The 25,143-nt window shown below is 67.1% G+C and carries 24 protein-coding genes, 1 tRNA gene and 1 pseudogene; 17 read left to right on the top strand and 9 right to left on the bottom strand.

From position 1 onward, the window contains the following. Positions 1 to 13: 13 nt before the first annotated feature. From AC0B44_RS01225 to AC0B44_RS01205, 5 genes are all read left to right on the top strand, one after another. Positions 14 to 655: a ScbR family autoregulator-binding transcription factor gene (locus AC0B44_RS01225; protein WP_471901108.1), complete on the top strand. Its 642-nt coding sequence runs from the start codon at positions 14 to 16 to the stop codon at positions 653 to 655. A gap of 71 nt (positions 656 to 726) precedes the next feature. Beyond that, the gene (locus AC0B44_RS01220; RefSeq protein ID WP_471901107.1) at positions 727 to 1,056 is read left to right on the top strand and encodes a helix-turn-helix domain-containing protein; all 330 of its coding nucleotides are present in this window, start codon (positions 727 to 729) and stop codon (positions 1,054 to 1,056) included. A 20-nt stretch (positions 1,057 to 1,076) separates the two neighbouring features. Continuing rightward, positions 1,077 to 1,676, top strand: a complete 600-nt coding sequence (locus AC0B44_RS01215; RefSeq protein WP_471901106.1) for a PIN domain-containing protein — start codon at positions 1,077 to 1,079, stop codon at positions 1,674 to 1,676. Between the two features lie 96 nt (positions 1,677 to 1,772). Continuing rightward, positions 1,773 to 5,417 (top strand): transcription-repair coupling factor, encoded by a 3,645-nt coding sequence (gene mfd / locus AC0B44_RS01210; protein ID WP_471901360.1) that lies wholly within the window; start codon positions 1,773 to 1,775, stop codon positions 5,415 to 5,417. Between the two features lie 50 nt (positions 5,418 to 5,467). Further along, positions 5,468 to 6,070, top strand: coding sequence for a nucleoside triphosphate pyrophosphohydrolase (locus tag AC0B44_RS01205; protein ID WP_471901359.1), 603 nt, complete (start codon positions 5,468 to 5,470; stop codon positions 6,068 to 6,070). A gap of 19 nt (positions 6,071 to 6,089) precedes the next feature. Here AC0B44_RS01205 and AC0B44_RS01200 read toward each other — a convergent pair whose 3' ends face one another. After that, on the bottom strand, positions 6,090 to 7,196 hold the full coding sequence (locus AC0B44_RS01200; RefSeq protein ID WP_471901105.1) for a methyltransferase domain-containing protein: 1,107 nt from the start codon (positions 7,194 to 7,196) through the stop codon (positions 6,090 to 6,092). After that, the gene (locus AC0B44_RS01195; RefSeq protein WP_471901104.1) at positions 7,193 to 7,957 is read right to left on the bottom strand and encodes a PIG-L family deacetylase; all 765 of its coding nucleotides are present in this window, start codon (positions 7,955 to 7,957) and stop codon (positions 7,193 to 7,195) included. Before AC0B44_RS01195 ends, AC0B44_RS01200 begins: the two co-directional genes overlap by 4 nt. Before the next feature lie 200 nt (positions 7,958 to 8,157). Here AC0B44_RS01195 and AC0B44_RS01190 point away from each other — a divergent pair. The 7 genes and pseudogenes from AC0B44_RS01190 to AC0B44_RS01160 all read left to right on the top strand — a co-directional run. Continuing rightward, positions 8,158 to 8,382 (top strand): annotated as a pseudogene (locus AC0B44_RS01190) (sugar transferase); the annotation flags it as partial. Between the two features lie 47 nt (positions 8,383 to 8,429). Beyond that, positions 8,430 to 9,191 (top strand): lytic transglycosylase domain-containing protein, encoded by a 762-nt coding sequence (locus AC0B44_RS01185; RefSeq protein ID WP_471901103.1) that lies wholly within the window; start codon positions 8,430 to 8,432, stop codon positions 9,189 to 9,191. A gap of 139 nt (positions 9,192 to 9,330) precedes the next feature. Next, the gene (gene eno / locus AC0B44_RS01180) at positions 9,331 to 10,617 is read left to right on the top strand and encodes a phosphopyruvate hydratase (RefSeq protein ID WP_471901102.1); all 1,287 of its coding nucleotides are present in this window, start codon (positions 9,331 to 9,333) and stop codon (positions 10,615 to 10,617) included. A gap of 62 nt (positions 10,618 to 10,679) precedes the next feature. Beyond that, positions 10,680 to 11,330, top strand: a complete 651-nt coding sequence (locus tag AC0B44_RS01175) for an FtsB family cell division protein (RefSeq protein ID WP_471901101.1) — start codon at positions 10,680 to 10,682, stop codon at positions 11,328 to 11,330. Then, positions 11,327 to 11,854 (top strand): DUF501 domain-containing protein, encoded by a 528-nt coding sequence (locus AC0B44_RS01170; protein WP_471901100.1) that lies wholly within the window; start codon positions 11,327 to 11,329, stop codon positions 11,852 to 11,854. Before AC0B44_RS01175 ends, AC0B44_RS01170 begins: the two co-directional genes overlap by 4 nt. Further along, entirely contained in the window at positions 11,851 to 12,804 is a 954-nt protein-coding gene (locus AC0B44_RS01165; protein WP_471901099.1) for a Ppx/GppA phosphatase family protein, read from the top strand. The genes AC0B44_RS01170 and AC0B44_RS01165 overlap by 4 nt, the downstream gene beginning before the upstream one ends. A 13-nt stretch (positions 12,805 to 12,817) precedes the next feature. Continuing rightward, a tRNA-Leu gene (locus AC0B44_RS01160) sits at positions 12,818 to 12,891 on the top strand. 30 nt (positions 12,892 to 12,921) lie between these two features. Here AC0B44_RS01160 and AC0B44_RS01155 read toward each other — a convergent pair. After that, complete coding sequence (locus AC0B44_RS01155; protein ID WP_471901098.1) at positions 12,922 to 13,386, bottom strand: hypothetical protein; 465 nt, start codon at positions 13,384 to 13,386, stop codon at positions 12,922 to 12,924. A 274-nt stretch (positions 13,387 to 13,660) separates the two neighbouring features. On the opposite strand from AC0B44_RS01155, the gene AC0B44_RS01150 reads away from it, so the two are divergent. Continuing rightward, positions 13,661 to 15,307: a sensor histidine kinase gene (locus tag AC0B44_RS01150; protein ID WP_471901097.1), complete on the top strand. Its 1,647-nt coding sequence runs from the start codon at positions 13,661 to 13,663 to the stop codon at positions 15,305 to 15,307. A gap of 206 nt (positions 15,308 to 15,513) precedes the next feature. Here the strand turns inward: AC0B44_RS01150 and AC0B44_RS01145 are convergent, their stop codons facing one another. Beyond that, positions 15,514 to 16,257: a GAF and ANTAR domain-containing protein gene (locus tag AC0B44_RS01145; RefSeq protein WP_471901096.1), complete on the bottom strand. Its 744-nt coding sequence runs from the start codon at positions 16,255 to 16,257 to the stop codon at positions 15,514 to 15,516. Positions 16,258 to 16,812: 555 nt separating this feature from the next. Between AC0B44_RS01145 and AC0B44_RS01140 the strand changes: the two genes are divergently transcribed. Then, positions 16,813 to 17,001 carry a hypothetical protein gene (locus AC0B44_RS01140; RefSeq protein WP_471901095.1) on the top strand — a complete coding sequence of 63 codons (189 nt, stop codon included), beginning with the start codon at positions 16,813 to 16,815 and terminating at the stop codon, positions 16,999 to 17,001. Positions 17,002 to 17,195: 194 nt separating this feature from the next. Here AC0B44_RS01140 and AC0B44_RS01135 read toward each other — a convergent pair whose 3' ends face one another. Continuing rightward, complete coding sequence (locus tag AC0B44_RS01135; RefSeq protein WP_471901094.1) at positions 17,196 to 17,348, bottom strand: hypothetical protein; 153 nt, start codon at positions 17,346 to 17,348, stop codon at positions 17,196 to 17,198. 184 nt (positions 17,349 to 17,532) lie between these two features. Between AC0B44_RS01135 and AC0B44_RS01130 the strand changes: the two genes are divergently transcribed. Beyond that, complete coding sequence (locus AC0B44_RS01130) at positions 17,533 to 19,257, top strand: hypothetical protein (RefSeq protein ID WP_471901093.1); 1,725 nt, start codon at positions 17,533 to 17,535, stop codon at positions 19,255 to 19,257. Positions 19,258 to 19,262: 5 nt separating this feature from the next. On the opposite strand, the gene AC0B44_RS01125 is transcribed toward AC0B44_RS01130, so the two are convergent. Next, positions 19,263 to 19,403 (bottom strand): hypothetical protein, encoded by a 141-nt coding sequence (locus AC0B44_RS01125; RefSeq protein ID WP_471901092.1) that lies wholly within the window; start codon positions 19,401 to 19,403, stop codon positions 19,263 to 19,265. 279 nt (positions 19,404 to 19,682) lie between these two features. Between AC0B44_RS01125 and AC0B44_RS01120 the strand changes: the two genes are divergently transcribed. After that, entirely contained in the window at positions 19,683 to 19,874 is a 192-nt protein-coding gene (locus tag AC0B44_RS01120; protein ID WP_471901091.1) for a hypothetical protein, read from the top strand. Positions 19,875 to 19,938: 64 nt separating this feature from the next. Here AC0B44_RS01120 and AC0B44_RS01115 read toward each other — a convergent pair whose 3' ends face one another. Beyond that, a complete protein-coding gene (locus tag AC0B44_RS01115; protein WP_471901090.1) occupies positions 19,939 to 20,139 on the bottom strand; it encodes a CsbD family protein in 201 nt (66 codons plus the stop codon). Between the two features lie 149 nt (positions 20,140 to 20,288). Here AC0B44_RS01115 and AC0B44_RS01110 point away from each other — a divergent pair, with 149 nt between their 5' ends. Then, positions 20,289 to 20,450, top strand: a complete 162-nt coding sequence (locus tag AC0B44_RS01110) for a hypothetical protein (RefSeq protein WP_471901089.1) — start codon at positions 20,289 to 20,291, stop codon at positions 20,448 to 20,450. A gap of 3 nt (positions 20,451 to 20,453) precedes the next feature. On the opposite strand, the gene AC0B44_RS01105 is transcribed toward AC0B44_RS01110, so the two are convergent. Both AC0B44_RS01105 and AC0B44_RS01100 read right to left on the bottom strand, forming a co-directional pair. Further along, complete coding sequence (locus AC0B44_RS01105; protein ID WP_471901088.1) at positions 20,454 to 21,473, bottom strand: magnesium transporter CorA family protein; 1,020 nt, start codon at positions 21,471 to 21,473, stop codon at positions 20,454 to 20,456. Positions 21,474 to 21,543: 70 nt separating this feature from the next. Continuing rightward, positions 21,544 to 25,026 (bottom strand): protein kinase domain-containing protein, encoded by a 3,483-nt coding sequence (locus AC0B44_RS01100; RefSeq protein WP_471901087.1) that lies wholly within the window; start codon positions 25,024 to 25,026, stop codon positions 21,544 to 21,546. Positions 25,027 to 25,143 lie beyond the last annotated feature (117 nt).

The following is a 25,143-nucleotide window of genomic DNA, read 5'->3' as shown; positions in this document are numbered from 1 at the left end:
AATCGGGGTCTCTGTGGGACGGCAGGTACGCGCAGAAGTAACACGTGAGTCGGTGTTGCGAGGAGCCGCCGACGTCTTCGTGCGGGAGGGCTACGCCAACGCGAGCCTGAACGAGATCATCGAAGAAGCGGGCGTGACCAAAGGCGCCCTGTACTTCCACTTCGGTTCCAAGGAAGAACTCGCGCGCGGCGTGATCGACGCGGGCTACACCAGGCTGGCCGCCGAGACCGCCGGCAAGACGGATCGGCGCGCACCCGCGCTCGAAGCAGCCATCGAACAGTCGGTACTGGGTGTCGACCTCGCCGAAACCGAACCGGTCGTGCGCGCGATGTTCCGCCTCCTCGTCGAGATCGGCGACTACCGCGGTGCCGAGGAACGACCCTTCGAGGTGTGGCTCGAGGAACTGAAGGAACTCACCCGGCGCGCGGGCGACGAAGGCGACCTCGCCGAGCACGTCGACACCGACGCATTCGCGTTGCTGCTGATGGAGGCCGGTATCGGTGCCCGCACGGTGGGTGCGGCGATGAGCGGCACCAAGCATCTGACCGAGCGGATCGAGGCCATGTGGAGCCTGCTGCTGCCGTCGGTGGTCCCGCCCGGCAAGCTCGAATACTTCCGGCAGTTCGCCGCCCGCAGGTTGCGGTTGCAGTCCTGAGCGCCCGTCCGCGCTGCTTTGCCGTGCGGCGCGCCGTTGCAATCGCTCCGTGGTCCTGACAGCATCGCGCCGTGACGTTCGGACCCTTCGACGCCCGGCAGGCGCCCGGTGAACTGGCGCGGCTGCTCGACGACCTGGGCCCGGACGCCGCCGTCACGATCGCCGCAGTACCCGCGTTGCTGACCATCGCTCAGGCGGCCGACGTGCTCGGGTGTTCACGGGGTTACGCGGCCCGCCTGGTCGATACCGGCGCCCTCGCCGCGGAGTTCCACGGCTTGCACCGCCGGGTGCCGCGGAGCGAGGTGCTCGCGCTCGCCGAACGCCGCACCCGTATTCGTGCGGAGGTGCTCGACAACCTCGCAGACCTCGCCCGCAGCGAAGGCATGTACGAGCAGTTCTGACGTCGACGGAAGGACGAGCGGTGCCGATCAGAGTAGTCCTCGATGCGACGGTCCTGGCGAATGCGCGAGTTCGGGACGTCGCGCTCGCCTTCGCGGAAGACGGTTTGTATCAACCGTATTGGAGCGACGGGATCATCGCGGAGGTCGACCGGCGGCTGCCCGGCCACCTGGCCCGGGCCACCCGGGACTATCTGTTCGCCGAACTCGACCGTGCCTTCCCGGATGCGCGGGTGACCTGGCCTACCGCGGTGCTGCGCGAGGTGCCCTACGTGATCGACCCGAGAGAAACCCACGTCACCTCGGTGGCTCTGCTGTGTCACGCGGACGCCGTCGTCACCGCCGACCCGGTGATCGCGCAGGCACTGGAACGCTCCGGCGTCGAAGCGTGGACCCGCGACGCTTTCGTCACTTTCGCACTTGACGCCGATCCCGCCCGGGCGCAGCGGTCGTTGCTGCGGATGGTGCGTCGACGGTGGCTCTCCTCCGGGCCCGGTGCCGCCCCGACCGACGCCGATCTGCTCCGGCGACTCGCGACCTGGGCGGGGGCAGTCCTCGGGGACAACAGCGCCGATCTGCTCCGCGGTTACGCGACCGCGACCGGACCGCACGGCGTGGGGTGACGCATCTTGTTCGCTCGCTCCTGACGCGTGTCGCGCGCGGGGCATAGACTCGATAAGGTTCTCGTCTCAAACTCAGGAGCGCTTTCCTTGTCTGCTGTGCCCCCGGTCACCACCCCCCTGTCCGGATTGGCGCGGATCGCGCTGTTGGACTCCCAGTTCCAGAGGATCGGTGAACTGGTCGGCACCGCCGAACAGTCGCTGGTCGCGCCGTCCGCGGTCCGTCCGTTCGTCGCCGCAGCCATCGCGGAGAAGACCCCGGTTCTCGTGGTCACCGCAACAGGCCGCGAGGCCGACGATCTCACGTCCGAGCTCACCCAGATGGTCGGCGACAGCGTCGCCCAGTTCCCGTCGTGGGAGACGCTGCCCCACGAGCGGCTCTCGCCGAGCGCCGACACCGTCGGCCGGCGACTACAGGTGCTGCGCCGCCTAGCCCGCCCCGACGACCGCGACCTCGGTCCGGAACTGCGCATCGTCGTCGCCACCGTGCGGTCCTTGGTGCAGCCGATGGCTCCCGGGCTCGGAGAGATCGAGCCCATCACCCTGCGTCTCGGTTCCGAGCACGACTTCGACGAACTCGTCGCGCGGCTCACCGAGCTCGCGTACACACGCGTCGACATGGTGGGCAAGCGCGGCGAGTTCGCGGTCCGCGGCGGCATCCTCGACCTGTTCCCGCCCACGGCGGACCATCCTGTTCGCATCGAGTTCTGGGGCGACGAGGTCACGGAACTGCGGCCGTTCTCGGTCGCGGACCAGCGCTCCATTCCCGAACTCGAGATCACGACGCTCATCGCACCGCCGTGCCGTGAGCTCCTGCTCACCGACGCCGTGAGAGAGCGCGCCGCGAAACTCGCCGCGGACAACCCGGCCGACGCGGCGCTCGCCGAGATGTTCGAGAAGATGGCCGGCGGAATCCCCGTCGAGGGCATGGAAGCGTTGCTTCCGGTGCTGCAGCCGGGAGAACTCCAGTTGCTCACCGACGTCGTCCCGCGCGGCACCCACGTCCTGCTGTGCGACCCGGAGAAGGTGCGCACCCGTGCAACCGACCTGGTGCGCACCGGCCAGGAATTCCTCGAGGCGTCGTGGACCGCAGCGTCGATCGGCGGAGCCGCGCCGCTGGACCCGTCGAACATCAACGGGGTCGACGGGAACAAGCTCGATCTCGCGGCGTCGGCGTACAGGTCGCTGCGGCAGGTGCGCGAGGCGGCGCAAGCCGAGGGAACGCCGTGGTGGTCGCTGAGCCAGCTCGAGTCGGGCGCCGACACGGAGACCGTTCTCGCAGTGCAGTCGGCACCCGAGATCCGCGGTTCCGAGGAACTGCTGTCGATGTTGTTCGCGAACCTGCGCGCCCACGTCACCACCGGTGGTCGTGCGGTGATCGTGGTCGCGGGCAGCGGTACCGGCCAGCGCGTGCTCGAGCGGCTCAAGGAGAACGAGGTCCCGGCAGCCGAACTCGAACCCGGCGCGGAGCCGGTGCGGGGACAGGTCGGTGTGCTCCGCGGAGCGCTGCACGAGGGTCTGGTGCTCTCCGGGAACAGCGACAACGTGGTGCCCGGGCTCGTGCTGGTCACCGAAGCGGACCTCACCGGCAACCGGGTGGTCACCGAGGCACGCAAGACACCGGTCAAGCGCCGCAACCAGGTCGATCCGCTCGCGCTCACCGCGGGTGACTACGTCGTCCACGACCAGCACGGCATCGGGCGGTTCGTGGAGATGGTCGAGCGCACGATCGGCGGTGCCCGTCGCGAGTACCTGGTGATCGAATACGCCCCGAGCAAGCGTGGCCAGCCCGGCGACCGCCTGTTCGTGCCGATGGAGTCGCTCGATCAGCTCTCGCGCTACGTGGGCGGCGAGCTTCCGTCGATCAGCAAGCTCGGCGGGTCGGACTGGGCGAACACGAAACGCAAGGCGCGCAAGGCGGTCCGGGAGATCGCCGGCGAACTGGTGCGGTTGTACGCGGCGCGGCAGGCCTCGCCCGGGCACGCTTTCGGCCCGGACACCCCGTGGCAGAAGGAGATGGAGGACGCGTTCCCCTTCACCGAGACCCAGGACCAGCTCACCGTCATCTCCGAAGTCAAGGGGGACATGGAGAAGCCGGTCCCGATGGATCGCGTGATCATCGGCGACGTCGGATACGGCAAGACGGAGATCGCCGTGCGCGCGGCGTTCAAGGCGGTGCAGGACGGCAAGCAGGTCGCCGTGCTGGTGCCGACAACCCTGCTCGCACAACAGCACCTGCAGACGTTCACGGAGCGGATGGCGGCATTCCCCGTCGTCGTCAAGGGGCTGAGCCGATTCACCGACACCGCCGAATCCCGCGAGACCCTCGCGGGCATGGAGGACGGCACGGTCGACATCGTGGTCGGCACCCATCGCCTGTTGCAGACGGGCATTCGCTGGAAGGATCTCGGTCTCGTCATCGTCGACGAGGAGCAGCGGTTCGGTGTCGAGCACAAGGAGCACATCAAGGCGCTGCGCACCCACGTCGACGTACTGACGATGTCCGCCACACCCATTCCCCGCACGCTCGAGATGAGCATGGCCGGTATCCGTGAGATGTCGACGATCCTCACCCCTCCGGAGGAGCGGCACCCGATCCTCACCTACGTGGGTGGTTACAACGACAAGCAGGTAGCCGCCGCGATTCGTCGCGAATTGCTGCGCGACGGCCAGGTGTTCTACGTCCACAATCGCGTCAGCTCGATCGACAAGGCCGCCAAGAAGATTCGCGATCTCGTGCCGGAAGCGCGGGTGGCTGTCGCACACGGCCAGATGAACGAGGACACCCTGGAAAAGACTGTCCAGGGCTTCTGGGAACGGGAGTTCGACGTGCTGGTGTGCACGACGATCGTCGAGACCGGACTGGACATCCCCAATGCCAACACCCTCATCGTCGAACGCGCGGATTCGCTCGGGCTGTCGCAGTTGCACCAGTTGCGCGGGCGTGTCGGCCGGTCCCGCGAGCGTGGTTACGCCTACTTCCTGTACCCGCAGGAGAAGCCGCTGACGGAAACCGCGTACGACCGCCTAGCGACGATCTCCCAGAACTCCGACCTCGGTGCCGGTATGGCCGTGGCGATGAAGGACCTCGAAATCCGCGGTGCCGGTAACGTACTCGGCGCCGAACAGTCCGGTCACGTCGCCGGGGTGGGCTTCGACCTGTATGTGCGTCTGGTGGGCGAGGCTGTGGAGGCCTACCGCGCTGCCGCCGACGGCCGCCCCATCGCGACCGACGAAGCGCCCAAGGAGGTTCGCATCGATCTGCCTGTCGACGCGCACATCCCCGCCGACTACGTCACGTCCGACCGGCTCCGTCTCGAGGCGTACCGCAAGCTCGCCGCCGCGAACGACGACGCCGCCATCGACACCGTCATCGACGAACTCGTCGACCGGTACGGCCCGTTGCCCGAGGAGGTTCGCCGGCTCGTCTCCGTCGCCAAGCTGCGTCTGCTGTGCCGGGAGTACGGCCTCGACGAGGTCACCGTCGTCGGCTCGCAGGTCAAGATCGCGTCGATGGAACTGCCGGATTCGAAGCAGATGCGATTCAAGCGGCTGTATCCCGCGGCGCAGTACCGCCCGACCAGCGGCACCGTGCAGTTGCCGATCCCGCGTACGGGCGGGATCGGATCGGATCGCGTGCGTGATGTCGAACTGCTGCAGTTCATCGCGGACTTCCTCCTCGCGATGGACGGCAAGCCCCAGGGGTCGGTGGACATCAGCGCTCCGGTGTCGGTGACCGTGTGAGCGCCGAGACGACAGGGCCGGGCGAGAGTCTGCGCGAGGCAGTGGAGGTGATGGACCGGCTGTGGTCGTTCGGCGGCTGGGAGGTCACCCAGACACACGAGTCGCTGCGCCGGTATCTCGTCGAGGAGACGTACGAAGTCCTCGACGCGATCGATTCCGGCGATCTGGACGCGCTGCGGGAAGAACTCGGTGATCTGCTGCTGCAGGTGCTCTTCCACTCCCGGATCGCACAGGAGTCGGGAGCCTTCACGGTCGACGACGTTGCTGCGACGCTCGTCGCCAAGCTCGCTGCGCGCAGCCCCCACCTGACCAACGGTCACACCGGGCCGATGGATGTCGCGGAGCAGGAAGCCGCGTGGGAGGTCGCCAAGAAGGCGGAGAAGGCACGCGAGTCGTGTCTCGACGGCATCGCCATGGCTCAGCCGAGTTTGGCGCTGGTCGACAAGGTCCTCGAACGCGCGCGCCGCGCCGGATTCCCCGACGAATTGGTCCCCGACGATTTGCGAACGGTCCGGATCGACGGTTCCGGCGACACGGAGGCGAGATTGCGCAGCATCGTCCTGCGGTTCGCCCGAGCGATCCGGGCGGCCGAGCGATCCGCCGGCACCACACCGCTCGATCCCGACACCTGGAAGCGTCACTGGGTTTGCTGATCGGCACACCGGCGAGTTCTCAACCCCCGCGGTAGAAGTCGTCGGTGCTGCGCGGCATCACCGTCCATCTGCCTTCGAGTTCCGGGTGGCGCCGGCGCAGGGCTGTCAGCTCGTGCGGTGCCGTGACGAGAATATGGTCGGGTGCTGTCGCCACCATCGCCTCGGGCGAGACGATGGGCACGTCGGTGCCCGGCATCCTCCGTCCGAACCGCTCCGGCGAAGGATCGGCGACCGCAGCGACCAGAGTGGCGTCCACCTGCGCCCGGGCGAACAAGGTGATACTCGAAGCTGTTGCCCCGTAGGCGATCACAGTCCGGTGTCGGAGAGCCATCAGCTGGAGCCAGGTGCGCAGCGCGGCCGCCTGCCGATCCGCGACGGTCTGCAGGACACGGATCGTCCGAACGTCGGTGATGCCTTCCTCTCGTTCGGAGGCGAGTCGCCGGCGCACGAACGGCTCGGGAGACAACGAGTTGTCGCGCAGGGCCGCAACGAGTATCACGTCTGCCGTCGGTCCGACGGGCCAGGCGTTCCAGAGGAGGAGTCCCACGTCTTCGAGGGCGCGACGCAGCGTGGTGAGGCTGTAATACGCGAAACGCCCGTACTGCACAGCGTCCCATCGGCCCTGGGCGACGATCGCCGACAAGGCATGGAGCTTCAGCAGGAGAACTCCGTCGGTGGCCAGTGCGGCGGCCCGTGCCCGGAGCGCCTTGTACTGGTCGGGTTCCTGTTCGAGCACGAACGAGTCGACCACCACCGAGGACGGTTCGCCGGGGCGGGCTGCCCGAAAGTCGCCGTGCTCCAAGTGCGGGAGCCATCGGTCGGCGCTGCTCGCTGCGAGTTCCGACATGGTTCCGCCGTCGAGGAGACCGGAGCCGCGAGCCAGTCCGATCGCGTGCTCGATGTCGTGGCGGGACGTACGGCTTCCGCCGAGGCGAGCGTGCGGGCCGGCGTCACTCCCGAGTTGGGCCAGCCCGCACCCACGACACAGCATCATCGACAGGCGGTTGCGCACTTCGCCGGGAAGGACGGAGGTTCCGCGAAACGGAAATCGGCTGGACCCGGGCACAGGGCCGAGGTCGAGCGCCGGATCGAGATCCGGATGACCGCATGCGCGGCAACCCGTCACCGTGAGCGTCCGGTCTCGCGCGCCACGGGAGCCGACGGCCGCCCACTCGGGTCGGGAAGGACGACCTTCTCGGCGACGAACGCTTCGGCGTACGGACTGCCGCACTGCAACCCGCGCAGGCGGGCCAGCTCCGGAAGTGGTGACAGGTCCGCGGGGCCGGAACGCCCGGGGGCGGACACGATATGGGTCTTCCGTTCGACGACTTCCCGGGTCAGGGGATGGAAGAGGGTGGCGGCTCCGGCGGCGGCGCGGCGGTGCGGCGTCTCGTACCCCAGCACAACATGATCGCGGAAGACCTGGTGCACGTACTCGGCGATGCCGGTGTCTTGCGAAAAATCCGCGTCTTCCGAGAGGTCTGCGTCTTCGGCACGGTCTGCGACACCGTGACCTTCGGAGAACCCCGCGACCACCGTGCCGGCGGCGCGGTGTGGACCGTAGACGACGTCCGGTTCGCACCGATAACGGATCTCCTCGAGCGCCGAAATCATCTCGTGACCCCGCCAGCCGGTGCTGCTGCCCGGTACCTGCAGTACGCGGAGGTCGAGTTCGGCACTTCCGCACAGCGCCGAGAGGGTGCGATGTTCCTCGACCTCGCGGTGGGTGTTCGCCCCCGACAGCACGAGGGCGCGAATACGTAGCGACCCACTCTCCCCGGAAGTCAGTGTCAGCAACGTCCCACCCATCCCCGCCGCTATGTCGCCGCAGCGCACTCCGAGGACCGCGATCTCGCGTAGCCCCGGCGTCCGGAGTCCGATCATCATGCGATTCTTTCTCCTCGGGTGGCCGGTCGCGGCCACGTGGACGCTGACCGCTTCGTTGGGCGAACTCCGACTGCACATCCGTTTCTCAGTGTCAAGAATACTCATAGACTAAAAAGCCGGTGGAAACATACTGAAATATTGGGCTTCCGTTTGAAAGGTGTGGGTGTTGCCCTTACTCTCGATGCAATTCCTATTACGCGCTGGAAGCCGAGGTCGCGCGCTACGGCGAGGACGGGGCGCACCGCAGACTCTTCGTCAAGCCGGGTCTGACAGGGCTGTGGCAGGTCAGCGGTCGCAGCGATCTCTCCTGGGAAGAGTCCGTTCGCGCCGACCTGCGGTATGTCGAGAACTGGAGTTTCGCCATGGACCTGTCGATTCTCCGTCGCACGATCGGGGCGGTGCTGCGCAGGGAAGGCGCCTACTGACGGTGCCGCTCGGGCGCTCACTCGCGTGACCCATGGAGTATGGAGGGGTGTACCAAGCACCGCGCCGACGCCGCTCACCCTGGCCGATCTTCCTGTTCGGAATCTTCGGGGTCGTGGTTCTGCTCGCCGTGGGGATCAACCTGACCGCGCCGCAGGGACCCAGGATCGAAATTCCGGAGGGCGTACCGCCCGCGCGCGGCACGGAGGTTCCGCCGATCGACTTCTCCGGTCCCGGGCGCACGGCCGGCCTGCTCCGGGAATGGGCAGAACCACAGGCAGAAGCGCTGGACATCCCGGTGATTGCCCTCGAGGCGTACGGCCACGCCGCGGCCGTGCTGGCGGCCACACGACCCGAGTGCGGCCTCGCCTGGACCACTCTCGCGGGCATCGGCAGCGTCGAGAGCAGGCACGGACGGCACGGCGGAGCCACCCTCGGGCCCGACGGCACGGCGACACCCGAGATACGGGGTGTACCGCTCGACGGCGGACCCGGCCTCGCCGAGATCCGCGACACCGACGGCGGCGAACTCGACGGCGACCCCCTGCTGGACCGGGCCATGGGACCGATGCAGTTCATTCCCGAGACATGGGAGCGGTGGGGCGTGGACGCCAACGGGGACGGCGTGGCGGACCCGGACAACATCGACGACGCCGCGCTCAGCGCCGGGCGCTACCTGTGCGACAGAGGTGGTGACCTGACCGGTGCGGAAGGGTGGACGCGAGCGCTGATGGCCTACAACCTGTCGGGGGAGTACATGACCCTCGTCCGCGACCGTGCAGCCGCGTACGGTGTGGGCGTACGTCCGTAGCCGGCCCGGGGCGTACGGTCCGCGCGGGCGGTGGCCGGCTCCCAGACGCGCGCCTGTGCCTCACACCCTGGTCGAGCCGTTAGGCTGTCCACAGCGTGCAGACACCGCAGCGTGAAGTCCATCGAAGGAGAATCAGCCAGTGGCCATCATTGAGCAGGTAGGAGCCCGCGAGATCCTCGACTCCCGGGGCAACCCGACGGTCGAGGTCGAGGTGCTGCTCGAGGACGGAAGTTTCGCCCGCGCCGCGGTGCCCTCCGGCGCCTCCACGGGTGAGCACGAAGCCGTCGAACTGCGTGACGGCGGCGACCGTTACGGCGGCAAGGGCGTCGAAAAGGCCGTGGAGGCAGTGCTCGAGGAGATCGCGCCCGCCATCATCGGCATCGACGCGACCGAGCAGCGCACGGTCGACCAGGCACTTCTCGACGCGGACGGCACGCCCGACAAGGGCCGCCTCGGCGCCAACGCACTTCTCGGTGCGTCGCTCGCCGTCGCCAAGGCCGGCGCCGAGTCCGCCGGACTCGAGCTGTTCCGTTACCTCGGTGGCCCGAACGCGCACATTCTTCCGGTCCCCATGATGAACATCCTCAACGGTGGTGCGCATGCCGACACCGGTGTCGACGTGCAGGAGTTCATGGTCGCTCCGATCGGTGCACCCACCTTCAAGGAATCGCTGCGGTGGGGTGCGGAGGTGTACCACTCGCTCAAGTCCGTCCTCAAGAGCCGGGGGCTGGCCACCGGTCTCGGTGACGAGGGCGGTTTCGCTCCGGACGTCGCAGGTACGAAGGAAGCACTCGACCTGATCAGCGAGGCCGTCTCGAAGACCGGTCTGAAGCTGGGCACCGACGTCGCGCTGGCACTGGACGTCGCGGCCACCGAGTTCTACACCGAGGGCACCGGCTACGCGTTCGAGGGCAAGAACCGCACCGCCGACGAGATGGCGGACTTCTACGCCGAACTGCTCGCCGCGTACCCGCTCGTGTCCGTCGAGGACCCGCTCAGCGAGGACGACTGGGAAGGCTGGGTTGCGCTCACCGACAAGCTCGGCGGCAAGTTGCAGCTCGTCGGTGACGACCTCTTCGTCACCAACCCCGAGCGCCTCGAAGAGGGCATCGTCAAGGGTGCCGCGAACGCGCTGCTCGTGAAGGTGAACCAGATCGGCACGCTCACCGAGACGCTGGATGCCGTCGATCTCGCGCACCGCAACGGCTACAAGACGATGATGAGCCACCGTTCCGGCGAGACCGAGGACACCACCATCGCCGACCTCGCGGTAGCGGTGGGCAGCGGTCAGATCAAGACCGGTGCACCGGCACGCTCCGAGCGCGTCGCGAAGTACAACCAGTTGCTCCGCATCGAGGAGTCCCTCGGGGACGCTGCCCGCTACGCGGGTGAAGTGGCCTTCCCGCGGTTCAACCTCGAGGGCTGAACTCCGGTATGAGCCAGCGCGGTAGATCCCGGCCCGGAGCCCGTCGAGCCCGCACCGATGGTGTGGCAAGCACGCGACGGCCCGGTCGGGCACGACCCACGGGATCTACCGCTCCGGTCGACAGCGGAACCGAGAGCGCCGGAGCCCGTCCCGCCGGGCGCGAGGACCCTGTCCATTCGTCCCCCGGTCGCGGGCGTTCCGGCGCTTCCGGCCGTGCCCGGCCCACGCGGGTCGGCGCGGACGGCGCGTCGCGCCGGACCCAGGAACGCACGTTCCTGGGTCTGTCCACGGGCCGCGCGGTCATCCTCGCGCTCGTGGTGTGCGCGCTCGCGTTGACTCTTGCGGTGCCGTTGCGGACGTACGTGAGCCAGCGCTCCGAAGCCGAGCAACTCGCGCGCGAACGCGAACAGCTCGAGACGGAGATCGCCGCGCTCGAAGAACAGAAGGCCCACATCCAGGATCCGGCCTGGATCCGTGCGCAGGCGCGAGAGCGGTTGCGCTTCGTGATGCCCGGCGACATTCCCTACATGGTTCAGTTGCCCGGCGACGTGCCGCCCGAATTCGAAGAACAAGAACCGGAGTCGCCGACCACCGGCGCCTGGTACAGCGACCTGTGGCGTTCGGTGGCCGAACCGCCTCCCGAACCCGAGACCGAACCACTGCCGCAGCCGATGCCTGTGGCACCCCCAGAACCAGGAGATATCCCCGGGTGACCGATTCAGTGACGCAGGAAGACCTCGACGCCGTTGCAGCACAGCTCGGGCGCGAACCCCGCGGCGTCCTGGCCATCGCCTACCGTTGCCCCGACGGCGTGCCCGGAGTGGTCAAGACCGCCCCGAAACTGCCCGACGGCACACCGTTCCCGACGCTGTACTACCTCACCGACCCGCGGCTCACCGCGGAGGCGAGCCGGCAGGAATCCGCGGGTGTGATGCGGGAGATGACCGAACGGCTCGGCACCGACGCCGAACTCGCCGCCTCGTACCGGCGCGCGCACGAGTCGTACCTTGCCGAACGCAACGCGATCGAATCGCTGGGTACCGACTTCACGGGCGGAGGCATGCCCGACCGGGTCAAGTGCCTGCACGTGCTCATCGCGCATTCGCTCGCGAAGGGCCCGGGCCTCAACTTGCTCGGCGACGAAGCTGTCGCGCTCGCGGCAGATGCGGGCCTGCGCGGCACCGCCGTGCCCGCGGACTGGCCCACGTACGCCGAACTGCGCGGAGAGCAGCAGTGAGCGGCTCCCGGGTAGCGGGTATCGACTGCGGTACCAACTCCATTCGCCTGCTGGTCGCGGACATCGCCGACGACGGCACCCTCACCGACGTCACACGGCTGATGCGCGTCGTGCGGCTCGGACAGGGCGTCGACGCGACGGGTCGTCTCGCGCCCGAAGCGATCGAGCGAACCCGTATCGCGCTCACCGAGTACGCCGGAATCATCGCTGACACCGGTGCGACCGGGGTGCGTATGGTCGCGACGTCGGCCACTCGCGACGCGCAGAACCGCGAAGACTTCTTCTCCATGACCCGGGAGGTGCTCGGAGCCGTGATCCCCGGCGCCGAGGCCGAAGTCATCACCGGCGACGAAGAAGCGCGGCTGTCGTTTGCCGGTGCCGTCGGCGAACTCGACGCCGCGCGTGGGCCTTTCGTCGTCGTCGACCTCGGTGGCGGCTCCACCGAAGTCGTGCTGGGCGACGAAAATGGCGTTCACGCAGCGTATTCCACGGACATCGGATGTGTGCGCCTCACCGAGCGGTGCCTGCACGACGATCCGCCCACCGACGCCCAGATCGCGGCGGCACGAGAGATCGCGGAAGAGAAGATCTCCGAGGCCCTCGCGCAGGTGCCCGTCGAACAAGCCCGCACCTGGATCGGTGTCGCCGGCACCATGACCACTCTGGCCGCGCTCGGCAACAACCTCGACACCTACGACCCGGCGAGGGTTCATCTGTCGACCGTCGGATTCGATCGCCTCCGGCAGGTGTGCGACGGATTGCTCGCCGCCACCCGCGAGGAGCGCGCGGCCCTCGGGCCGATGCACCCCGGTCGCGTGGACGTCATCTGTGGCGGCGCGATCGTCACCACCGTGCTGGCCGACGAACTCGAACGTCGTGCGGGCATCACCGAACTCGTGGTGAGCGAACACGACATCCTCGACGGGATCGCGCGGTCCGTCACGCGTTAGGGTGATCCGGACGGCCCCTATAGCCCAATTGGCAGAGGCAGCGGACTTAAAATCCGCCAAGTGTCGGTTCGAGTCCGACTGGGGGCACTTCGAACTGAAGACACCGGCCGGAAGCGTTCAGGGTCGGTCGTCCCGTGGAGGTTGCGCACCGCGTTCGTGGGCTCCGTACGACGTTGCACCGCTGCTGGGACCCGCCGCGTCGTGGGGCGCGGGTGCGGTCCGGTGCGGGGGAGCGCCGGCATTCGAGTCGGCAGCGAGCGCACTGTTCTGTTCCGCGATGCGGTCGCGATCGTGCTGCGCTTCCGTTGCCTCCTTGCGGGCGTCCTTCGCCTCGCGGCGCGCATTCCTGGCTTTCCGGGACGATCTCCGGGCACCGGCCATGAGCAGGCTCAGCCCGAGCAGGCCGACCGCGCCCACGACGATGCCGTACAGAAACAGAGTGCCGGTCGACCCCGTGACGTCGTAACCGAACACGGAGAACCCGTCGGTGATCGCGTGTTCGTCGCCGCTGTTGGTCAATACGCCCACAACGCCGACGACAACGGCGGCAATAAGGAGAACTAGTCCGATGAAAATGATCATGGTGGCCTCCGCGCCTACGTGGTAGTACTCGGTGAACGCGCAGGTATGAGCCGTGTCAACGACCTAGGTCCTTCTCCGGATGGAAAGCAGGGCCGGAGCGCACCGGCGGAAGTCGCGTGATTACCCCTGTCCGATTCCTCCCAGTACGCTACGGCGGTGTTCTCGATCGGGTGCCCCTGCCGACAGGGTCTTGCCGTCACGCTCGGGCCGGAACGTACGCGGGGCATCGGAGCGGTGTGCCGTGCGAAGTAACAAGAAGAGGACCTAAGCGAGCATGAGAGATCCCTCGTTACCCGAACCCAGGAGCGAACAGATCGGCTCCCGGATGACCGTCCAGGGCTGGTTCCAGGTCGCCTTCGCCGCCATGGCGATGTTCTTGCTGGTGGGTACGGTCATCGGAACCTACTTCATCGACCGCACGGCCCGGATCACCGACGAACTGGTCGTCGAGATCCAGCCGGCGCAGGTGGAGGCATACCGGTTCCAGTCGGCACTCCTGAACCAGGAGACCGGGGCTCGCGGGTATGCGCTCACCGGCGACCCGGGATTTCTCGAGCCGTACCTCACCGGACTCGAGGCAGAGAAGAACTCCGTCGATCGGCTGCGCACCCTGATGGCCGGCCACAGCGATCTGCTCGCCAACCTCGATGCCATCACGTCGAATGCGGCGGCATGGCGTGCCGAGTACGCAGAGCCGCTCGTGGATGCCCCACCGAGCGGGACGGAGCGAACCGGCATCGCGGAGATCGAACGCGGACGTGCCGCCTTCGACGTGCTGCGCGCTCAGTTCGGGGACCAGAACGCGATGCTCGTCCAGGCACAGGCGGACGGCTATGAGGGGCTCGTGCAAGCCCGCACGGTCCGCAATTCGGTTCTCGTGGCGATGGTGGTGGGTTTCCTGCTCACCGGCGCGCTCATGGTGGTGCTGGTGCACAACCTCGTCGCCACGCCGCTCGTCCGTCTGCGGGCAGCGGCGCGGCGCGTTGCCGGCGACGGCAACTTCGATCAGCACATCTACCCGCAGGGCCCGAAGGACATCCGGCACCTCGCGAACGATGTCGAGGCGATGCGCGAGCACATCGCCCACGCGTTGACGGATGCACGCCGGCAGCAGGACAAGCTCGCCCGGCAGACCGCCGATCTCGATGCCCAGGCGGACGAGCTTCGTCGCTCCAACACCGAACTCGAACAGTTCGCCTACGTCGCGTCCCACGACCTGCAGGAGCCTCTCCGCAAGGTGGCCTCCTTCTGTCAGCTTCTCGAGAAGCGATACGGAGACAAGCTCGACGACCGGGGAGCCCAGTACATCGCGTTCGCCGTGGACGGTGCGAAACGGATGCAGGTGCTGATCAACGACCTGCTGGCGTTCTCTCGTGTGGGACGCGTCAACGACGCCCGGCTGCGCGTGGACCTGGGCAAGACGCTGGACAAGGCACAATCGAATCTCGCCATCATGATCGACGAGTCGCAGGCCCGGATCGAGCGCCCGGACGACATGCCCGAGCTGACCGGCGACCCGACGCTCCTGACGATGCTGTGGCAGAACCTGCTGGCCAACGCGATCAAGTTCCGTCATCCCGACCGGCCCCCGGTCGTGCGGATAACGTGCGAGAAGGCCGAGGGGGAGGACGGTGCCGCCGGTTGGCAGTTCACGGTCAGCGACAACGGCATCGGTATCCCTGCCGAGTTCGCCGAGAAGGTGTTCGTCATCTTCCAGCGTCTGCATGCTCGTGACGTCTACACGGGCACCGGCATCGGCCTCGCGGTGTGCAGGAAGATCGTGGACTACCACGGCGGCAGCATCTGGATCGACACCACCGTCGACGAGGGCGCCCGTGTCTGCTTCACCCTGGTGGGCGCAAAACCCCAATCGGAACCGAGCTCACCGATCGACGACCGGGCCGTGAGTACTTCGGCATAGTCCGGCGTGAGTCGAGCGGCCCGGCGCGGTGGGGGCGGAGGGGCCCACGACTAGGGGGAGGGACGCCGGAAATCCGATGGTCTCAACGGGGTTTCCGGGCGGGCAACGCGGGGTAACGCATGGTGAGGTTTGGCATCTGCCCGGGCGGGTTGTCGGACTCAGGCGGCGTGAGTTCAGAGCGGTAGCTCACGCCGCCGTCACAGGCCTCAGGGCTTCTGGCTGACGGAGTGATTCTCGACGACGGTGCGGGCCAGATCGGCCACCTTGAGATTGACCTGCTGAGAGGTACGCCGCAGCAGGTCGAACGCCTCGTCGGCGGACAGGTTCTGGGCCGCCATCACGAGCCCGACCGCTTTCCCGATCTCCCGGTTGCTCACCAGTCCGCTCCTCAGCGAATCGATGTCCTCGCCCCGCCCGATCGCCGTTGCTGTCACCGACGCGAACGCTGCCAGCATGCTGGCGTGCTCGGCCGCCGCGGAGGTGAAGGCACCGGGAGTGTCCGAGAACAGATTCAGTGCTCCGATCTTGCGACGATCGATCAGCAGGCGGAATCCCATCGCCCCTCGCACCGGCGTCGACTCGACCACTGCCCGGGCCAGCGCGGGCCACGACGATCCGGTCCGCAGATCCGCTTCGATCTGTGGCACCTCTTCCTCGATGGCGTCCAGGCAAGGGCCCTGGCCCAGGTGCCGCTCGTGGGCGTCGATCGCAGCGGCGACGTCGTCGCTCGCGGCGACGAGCACGAACTCCCCGTTGCGGCGCAGCATGACGCTCGCGTGGTCGCACCCGGGTACCAGGAGGGTTGCGGCGACACAGATCGCCGAGTACACCTCCGATGCGTCGGCTCCGCCGTACAGAATCTCGGCAAGGGCCGTGAAAACCGTCGCCGGGTCGGCACCGCTCGACGCGGGGGTGACCGTGCAGATTCCGTCCTGGTCGTTGTCCGTCATGCGCAGACCACCGGCCGGCCGAGAACTCTGTGCGAGGCCCCGTCGGAACTCGAGAACGGTTCGGGTTCAACCGAAGCCGATTCTCCGCGGGATCCACTCGACGAGTACGACCGGTAACGCGAGGAACGGCGATCCGGAGCCTCGATTCCCCCGAGACTGTGGGGCGGGGGGACCGGTCGAGTAATCGACGCGGAAACAACTCTCATTTAAGGGTTTCTCCTGAAACAGACCCGATCCCGCCGGCTCGACAACACGTACTCGATACCGCGGACACGATAGACGATCATGGGCTTCTCTTTAACCCCGATGGATCGTACCCGAGCGATACGACGTCTTACGCCTGCCTGCGGCCCTGGCGGGAGGCTTTCGGCCGGTGTCGGGCGGGGTTTTCGAGGCGGTCCCGATCGCCTTGTGCCAGATGATCTTCATCGTCGCTGGATGGAGTAGGTAACGAGTCGGCGGGGCATAGATAGGAGGGGAAGGCGTCTGTCATCCCGAGGAACGAACTACCGTCGCCTCGACCGAGGAGACGGCCGTGGGGTGAAAGGACATCACATGTGGGCTCTGCTGAGTAAGCCTCTGCGGCGATGGTTGCTGATGTCGCTCGCAGTTCCGCTGGTCGCCGGGGGTTTGTCTCTCCTCGCCGACGTTTTGCAGCGCAAGAAGGGACGTCCCACGAAGACGTCGAAACTGCTGAACGGGGTGTCGAACTTTCTCGAGAGGCGACGTAATCGCCGCAAGTGAGCGAGGTCATTTCGGCAACGTCGAGTGACGTCGGTGGCCGGCGCGCTGCCGGTGACCCGTTTCGAGGAACGGGTCACCGCCGGCGGCGCGGCGACCGGCGGAAGGCCCGAAGTCGTCGAGATTGGGGCCGAATGTCCCTAGAGGAAAGGACGTTCGGCGCCCCTCGGCCACGCCATCGACCCCGGGCCGGCGGGTCACACGGCCGGGGTTCGGTTCTGGTCCTCGTCGTCCCCGGCGCGCGCGGGCACCTCACGTCGATCTCGGGTCGCGATGACGCGCCCCACGATCAGTGCTGTCATCACCGACACCGACAACCAGGCGACGAGCGCCCACAGGACCCAATGCATGCAAGGAAGAATGGACTCGTTGTCCTGAAATAGCCAGAAGCCGTCTGCCTGTTGTGGCTCAGCAGGAAAGTGGATATCGGGTTCTCTGCCCACCCCGCCATGGTGAAATCTATGGAATCCGGACCGCAGGCTTGCCGTACACCGTCCGGTGCGGTTCGATCGGTGGCAATCGGTGGGGGGATGCATGAACATCGTGCACAGGGTTGCGCGGGTGTCGACGGCGATGCTGGCGACCGTTACGGCTGTCGTCGGGATGGTGGTACTCCCGGGAATCGCACAAGGGCAATCCGGCGACCGCACGGAGATCCCCTACCTCTCCACCGCTCCGCTCGCCGCGCAGGTCGCAGGCTCGGTCGTGTCCGTCGCGGTACCGCTGCCCGCCGAGGCGGGGCCGCATCCGCCGGAGTGCGATCGCTTGTCCTATCTCCGGTGGCGGTCGATCGACGGCCCCGCGGACTCTGCGGATGCCGACCGGATCTTCGTCGCGCAACCCGGAATCTTCGAGGGCGCCGGGGCATTCGAGAGCGTGGCCCGCAACACCGTGGCCACGGCTGCGGAACACGGCATGCACGTCGAATTCTGGGCGCTCGACCGCCGCTCGAACTGTCTCGAAGACCGTACCGGGACACAGGCCGCTCTCGCGACGGGAGACCTCGACACCGCTACCGACTACTACTTCCACGGCAAGGAGATCGACGGACGGCGTTTCGAGGGATATGCGTCGGGCTCCGACGTCGCGTGGCTCGCACAGGTCGGGCTCGAACAGACCCTGCGCGACCAGTACGACCTTCTGCGCCATGAGTTTCCGGATCAGACGGTCCGCAAGGAGAAGGTGCTCTGCGGCGGGCATTCCATGGGCGGCTTCATCACCGGCTATTTCGCCGAGTGGGATTTCGACGGCGACCCGGCGACCACCGACGACGCCGGTTTCAACCAGTGCTCCGGATACTTCGCGCTCGACACCGTCATTCGTGCCGGGGCGCCGTTCCCGAGTTCCGGCATGCAGTCGGAACTGCCGGACGCGCTGGCGGCGCCGCTCGAGGCATTCACCGGGGCGATCTCCACGGCGAGCCCGGTCTTGGCGCTGCCGGCGGTGATCAACCCCGAAACCACGAATATTCTTGCGCTGACCGGACTTGCGGCCCGGCTGAATCCGGACGGGGTCAACGACATCGTGTCGCGGATGCCGGACAACGCGAATGTGAACTGGACCCTGCGTACCTTGCTGGCAAAGGATCCGGCGATGTTCGCGACCGAGACACCCGACGTACGGTCGTTGAACGCGACCAACGAAGCCGTGCTCGGCGCCATCCTGGACGACAACTCGCAACCGTTGAGTTTCCTACAGGCGAGTCTCGGGTTCATGACCGGAGGACCGGTGCAGGACAAGGTATTCCCGCTTCCTTCGACGCCCGCGACGCTCGAGTCCGGATCCTTCGGAGATGCCCCGAAGGCATCCCCGGCCGTGTACGGCGACCCTCGGGTGGTCTACCGGTGGCTGGATTACGACGAGGTCGGGACGGAAGCGTCGCTGCCGGAGGAGAGCCGATATACCTCGCGCACAGGGGAAGCGACCTCGATCGACGAAATCGCGCGGAATCTCTCCGAGCCTCCGCTGGACTTCACCGAGTGGTACTTCCCGATGCGCCTACCGTCGGATCTCGCCCAGAGTTCGGCACCGTCACTCGAGGCGCATCACCTGCACCGGGACGGGGTTTCGAGGAACCCGGTGCTCACGGTGCAGGCAAGTGGCGGGATAACGCTCCCGTCGGCGACAACTCATCCGAACGCCGTGCTGATCACCCTTCCCGGGTACAACCACATCGACGTTCTCACCGCCGCCGCCGATCAGAACGACGGGCGCGGTGAAGCGGTGTCGCGAGCTCTCGTAGAGTTCGCGACACCATAATCCGCTCAGGGGCGACCGGAGAAGATCGAGCTGTAGTCGTACGGCCCGACCTGGGGGGCCTGTGCGACCGGCTCGGCCTGCTCGGGCTCGTTCGGGTTGACCGGCTGCAGGAACAAGGGGTTGTTCGCTTCGGTGTAGCTGCTCATGGTGGTCCTTTCGGGTTCGGCACGGACAACTCCGGCCGAAGGGAAGCGACGAGGTGCAAACGGCGAGGTCGCGCAGTGTGTGCGCGGATACTCGGGTGCAGATCGAAGAAGATCATCGAGGTTCGTCCGAAAAGATAGCTCGGAGCGTGCGAACCGTACGATTTCTCCACCCTACACCCCCGGCCCGCCCGACGGACGTCCGACACGGCTCCGCTGGTCAGCGCGTGTTACGCGCTTCCGAAGGTTTAAGGCCGGGTATGTGCCGGGAAGTCCTCGGGCATGGCAACTTACAGAGTGATCGACCCCAAGGGTGACGTAGTCGAGACCAAGGAAATCTCCAGCGCGGACGATGCGCACGCGTGGTTCGTGGACAAGCGGGCCGACAACAGCGAACTCGGCTGGCGGATGGAAGCTCAGAACGACGAGGACGGTACGTGGCACTTCTTCGACGACACCGAGGGAACGTCCTGAGGTCTTCCTACGACATGCCCGGGGGCCGCGCACAATGCGCGGCCCCCGGCATATCGGGCAGGTATCAGGCCTGCTTGAAACTCCGCTTGACGTCGTCAGCGGCGTCGGAAACCTTGTCTCCGGCCTGCTTCATACCGCCCTTGGTCTGATCGCCCTTGCCTTCGGCTTCGAGATCGCGATCATTGGTGGCCTTGCCACCCTTTTCCTTGGCCTTGCCGGCCAGTTCTTCAGCCTTGTGCTTTGCCTTGTCGATGAAATCTGCCATCGGTCGGTCCTCCTTGTTTGTCGGACGGTTCCCGCTTCGAATACCCGGCTCGCGTGATGTGAAACAGCGGGTCGACAACGCGTCCCGAAACTCTCCGGCCGTGTAAGACTGCCTGGACCGACACGACCGGACCGACACGAGGAGGAGCAATGTCCGACCCCAACGACGGCGACGCCATCGGTGACGCCCCCGATGCCGACCCCGAACTGACCCGAAATCGATCCGGCGGAGGCGCTGCGGGGCTGTGGCGGGTGATCACGTCGCTCGTGGTGGTGGCGCTGGTCATCGTGCTGATCGTGGTCTTTCTCTAGGGCCTAGAGCCAGTCACGACGCTTGAACAGCAGGTACAGCACGGCGGCGGAGAGAACGATGATGACCGCCACCGACGCGACGCCCCCTCGCTCACCGAAGCCGGGGTAGGGCACGTTCATTCCGTACCACCCGGTCACCGCCGTCGGCACCGCGATGATCGCGGCCCACCCCGTCAGTTTCTTCATGACGGTGTTGAGACGGGCGTCCTGCAGGGACAGATTGGTCTCGAAGACGGTGGTCACCATGTCGCGCAGTGATTCGGTCCACTCGGTGGCCCGAAGGACATGGTCGTACAGATCTGCGTACCAACTGTCCAGGTCGCCCGAAATGCCGTGGTCGGCGCGAAAATGCGTGACCGCGTTGACGATCTCCCGCATGGGCAGCACCACCCTTCGCAGTTGGACGAGTTCCTTCCGCATCCGGTAGACGTTCCGCTGGATCGTCTTGGTGTGGGCTTGGTCGGCGAAGAGGCCGTCTTCGATCTCCTCGATCGCGTCGTCGAGGTCGCGGATGGTGTCGAACTGGCCGTCGACCACCACATCCAGGAGGCCGTGCAGGAGCGCCGCAGTGCCGTACCGGATCAGGTCGGGATTGGCGTCCCAGCGGTTCACCACCTCGTTGATGTCGAACGGACCGTCGCGACGGACCGTCACCAGGCACCTGGGGATCATGAACGCCGACACCCGTGTCGTGGCGAGACGGGATTCGTACGCTTCGAGAGCGGGGTCGGGCGTGCTCCGGAGATGCGTGGCGTAGACCGTGAGAAAGGTGTGTGTGGGGTAGCGCGTCGCTTTGGTGCGTTCGCCTCGTGCGAGCGCGTCCTCCACCGCGAGGGAGTCGAAGCCCAACTCGTCGGCGAGGTCGAGCAGGCGCTCGGGTTTCGGATCGAGCAGGTCGACCCACACCAGGGAGTCCGGATCCTCGAGGTGTTCCGACACGTCGGCGAACGGGAAGTCTTCGGCCTCGAGCTTTCCGTGCCGCCACACCCGGGTGCGGACCTCTCCGTTGTGGATGGTGGTCATGCTGGAAGTCTGCCCCACTGTGGCCGTTCGGGTGCCGAAGGGAGACGGGACGCCGTGCCGTCGACGGCAGTCACAACCGCGTACCGGCGCCTTCCTCTTCGGCCAGTCGCACCATTTCGGCGAGGAATGCCTCGTCGACGATGGGCCAGCCCTTCGGCGTGCTGCCGTTCCGCACCCTGTCCTGCAACGACTCGAGGACCGCAACCACACGCGGCCCGCCATCGATGAGGTGGCGCACCATTCCCCGTTCCCCGCACAACGCGACCAGTGGCGCGACAGTCCGCTCCGCTTCCTCCTGCCGGCCCGCGGCGTGCAGGCATGCGACGACCAAGCGGGTGTAACTCATGTGCGTCCGGGGGCGCCGGCCGGCGGTCCGGCGTTGCCACCACCGTGCCCACTCGACGGCCTCTGCCACCGCGCCGGGTTCGCCGGTGCGGTAGAGGATCCGGATGGCGGTGGCGTCCTCGAACTGTGCGGTGACCTCTTCGGGGCCGACGGGGGGCCGGGTCTCCGGATCCGGCATCGTTCGCCGCGGCGTCAAGCGAGGTTCGATCCCCAGTCGCATGCGCTCGTTCTCGATGCGCGCACGCAGCCGCGGCAGATCATGCGTGGACGCCGCGCGCAGTCCCTCGTCGAGCAGTGCGACAGCAGCCTGCCGGTCTCCCCTCAGCATCTTCAACCGGGCGCCGGTCGCGAACCGGGCCATCATGAAATCTGCTATGCCGCCCTCGATTCCGAGCATCTTGCTTTCGTCGAGCAAGGTCTCGGCCTCGGCGGTTCGGCCCTGTTCGTACATGAGTTCACCCAGCATTGCCGCCGACAACCGGCCCGCATGGGTATGGATCCCCCCGCTCTGCCGGGCGGCACGCATCGCGCGGCGGAAGTAGTCCTCGGCTGCCGCGACATCGAGTTGTTCGTTGGCAGCGATGCCGCACAGACACAGCCCGTAGATCGCGGCGAACTGCCCGCGTGTGCGCTCGTGGTACGGCCGCGCCCACTTCTGCCTGCGTCGCACACTGTCGAATTCGAAACTGAGGAGATCGGCGTAGCAGGCGAAGACCGTCGCGGCGCCCACCACCCACGGGCGCGCCTCGTCGGGTGCCGTGAGCACGGGTTCCACCAACTCTTCGATGCCCTCGACGTGATCGGTGTTCATCAGCAGGGACGCCTCGGCGACGCGGCTTTCGACGAGGAGCGCGTCGAGGTCGTCCGGAGGCAGGGTGCTCCGGGCGCAGAGACCGGGGATGGCCGCGAGAGCCGACCGCGCCTCGGAGAACCGTTGCAACGCACCGTCGGCCCACGCCCGGCTCAGGAGCAGACGGGGGTCGTCGGCGACTGCACGAGGAGGGAGTTTGTCGATCAGGGCAAGGAGAGTGCCCATGTGCCCGTGCTCCATCAGATCCATGCCGTCCGAAGCCACGAGATCCACTGCGAATGCCGTGTCACCCGCCGCGAGAGCATGATCGACGGACTCGCGGAGCAGGTCGTGTTCCGCACACCATCGTGCGGCGGCACGGTGCAGTTCGGGGACACGCTCGGGATGGTCGCGTTCGAGACGCCGGCGCAGGAAATCGCGGAACATGTGATGGAAGCGGAACCAGACGCGGTCGTCGTCCACGTGCCGCAGGAACAGGTCGCGCTGTTCGGCGTCCTCGAGCATTGCCTGGCTCCGTGGCTCGCCGGTCAGAGCGATCGCCAGACCTGCGCAGATGGACTGCGCTACGGAAATCGCGCTGAGAAATTCGTACATCTCCGGTTCGAGTGTGGAGAGCACGTTGTCCGCGAGATATTCCCCGATCGCGTGGTGGCGGCCGGTGAGATTCTCGATGAGAGTCGACGGATCGTCGCTGTCCCGCAACGACAACGACGCGAGTTGCAGCGCGGCGGCCCACCCTTCGGTCGTGTTGTTCAGTTCCCGCACATCGTCGGGCGTCAGGTGCAGTCCACCCACGTCGCGGAGGAACTGCTCCGACTCCTGGTCATCGAAACGCAGTGCTGTGGAGTCTATTTCGAGAAGCTCGTCGCGTACACGCAAGCGGCTGAGCGGTAATCCGGTCCGGCGTCGGCTGGTGACGACCACATGAAGGTTCGGTGGTCCCTGCTCGAGCAGGAAATCCAGAGCGGCAACGGTTTCCCGCGAGGTCACGCGTTGCCAGTCGTCCACCACGAGCGTCATCGGCTCACCGGTCCGGTAGATCTCGTCGATCAGAGTGCTCAGAACGTAACGGGTCGCGTCGTCCCCGTGCGATTGCAGAATCTGCTCGAGGTCGCGGGCGAGCGCCGGCCGGACCTGCTTCACCGCTTCGATGAGATGCGCCAGAAACCACAGGACCTTGTTGTCGTCACTGTCCACCGTCAGCCAGGCGACCGGGACGCCCTCGGCGGTGAGGACGTCCTGCCACTGCGCCGCGAGGGTGGACTTCCCGAAACCGGTGGGGGCGTGGATTGCGGTGAGCCGGCGATGCTGTCCTGTGCGCAGCAAGCGGAGCAACCGGGTCCGCGCGACCAGCGGCCGGGTCGTCACCGGCGGGTGGAAGCGGGTCGCCGGGGCAGTGGACGGCGACGGCACCCTGGTGACCGGGTAGGTGACGTTAGGCGATTCGGTGCCGGATGCGTCGGTGGGTTCGGGAGGTGGGCCGCCGGGGAGCGCCATGTCGTCGACCTTCAAGCCGTGACGCCATTGGATCCGCCGGAGCATCTCCCCGAATTCGGCGGCCGTCGCCGGTCGCTCTGCGGGATCCGGTGCCATACCCGATTCGAGGGCTGCGCAGACGTCGTCCGGGATGCCGGAGCCCCGCAGATCCGGGACGGGCTCGGACGTGATGCGGACGAATTGCGCGACGACCCGCTCCCCCTCCTTGCGCTCGAACGCGGCGTGACCGGTGATCGCGCAGAACAAGGTGGCGGCGAGCCCGTACACATCGGATGCCGGAGTCGGGTCCCCACCGCGCAGGACCTCGGGAGCGGTGAACGCGGGCGATCCGGTGATCGTGCCGGACGTCGTGCGGAAACCGCCGCCGACGTGTGCGATACCGAAATCGGTGAGCTGCGGAGCGCCGTACTCGGTGACGAGAATGTTGCCCGGCTTGATGTCACGGTGCAGGACGTCGGCACGATGAGCCGTCTCGAGCGCCCCCGCGACCTTGATGCCGATCCGTACCGCCTCCGGCCACGGCAGTGCACCGTGTCGACGGATGCGAGTCTCCAGCGAATCGTGGGGGTGGTAGTGCATCACCAGGTACGGCTGGTTCTCCGCGATAGTCCCGGCCTGCAGCACATTGCAGATGTTGGGGTGCCCCGAAACCCGGCCCATCGCCCGCTGCTCCCGCAGGAATCGCTCCAGATTGTCGGGATCGAGCGTCGTGCGCAGGACCTTCACCGCGACCGTCCGGTCCAGTGACTCCTGACGGCAGCGGTACACGACCCCGAAACCGCCCTGGCCGATTTCACGGGCATCGGTGAATCCCGCATCGGCCAGCGCGTCCACGACCGCTGCGTCGTCGACCCTCGGCGCCGGAGCGCGCTGGGTCGAGATCAATTCGTTCTCGTGCATCGCTTCGATCACCTCGCACGGCCGTTTTCTCAGCGTAGTCCCGGAATGTGCACTCCCGGCGCGAATCGTCCGGGGGCCCTCGTTTACCGTGATCCGACCGGACGCTGGCAACGACGC

The organism is Rhodococcus sp. NPDC019050 (assembly GCF_055664235.1).
The sequence above is the reverse complement of the archived record's forward strand: the minus strand, read 5'-3'. Positions and strand labels throughout refer to the sequence as shown.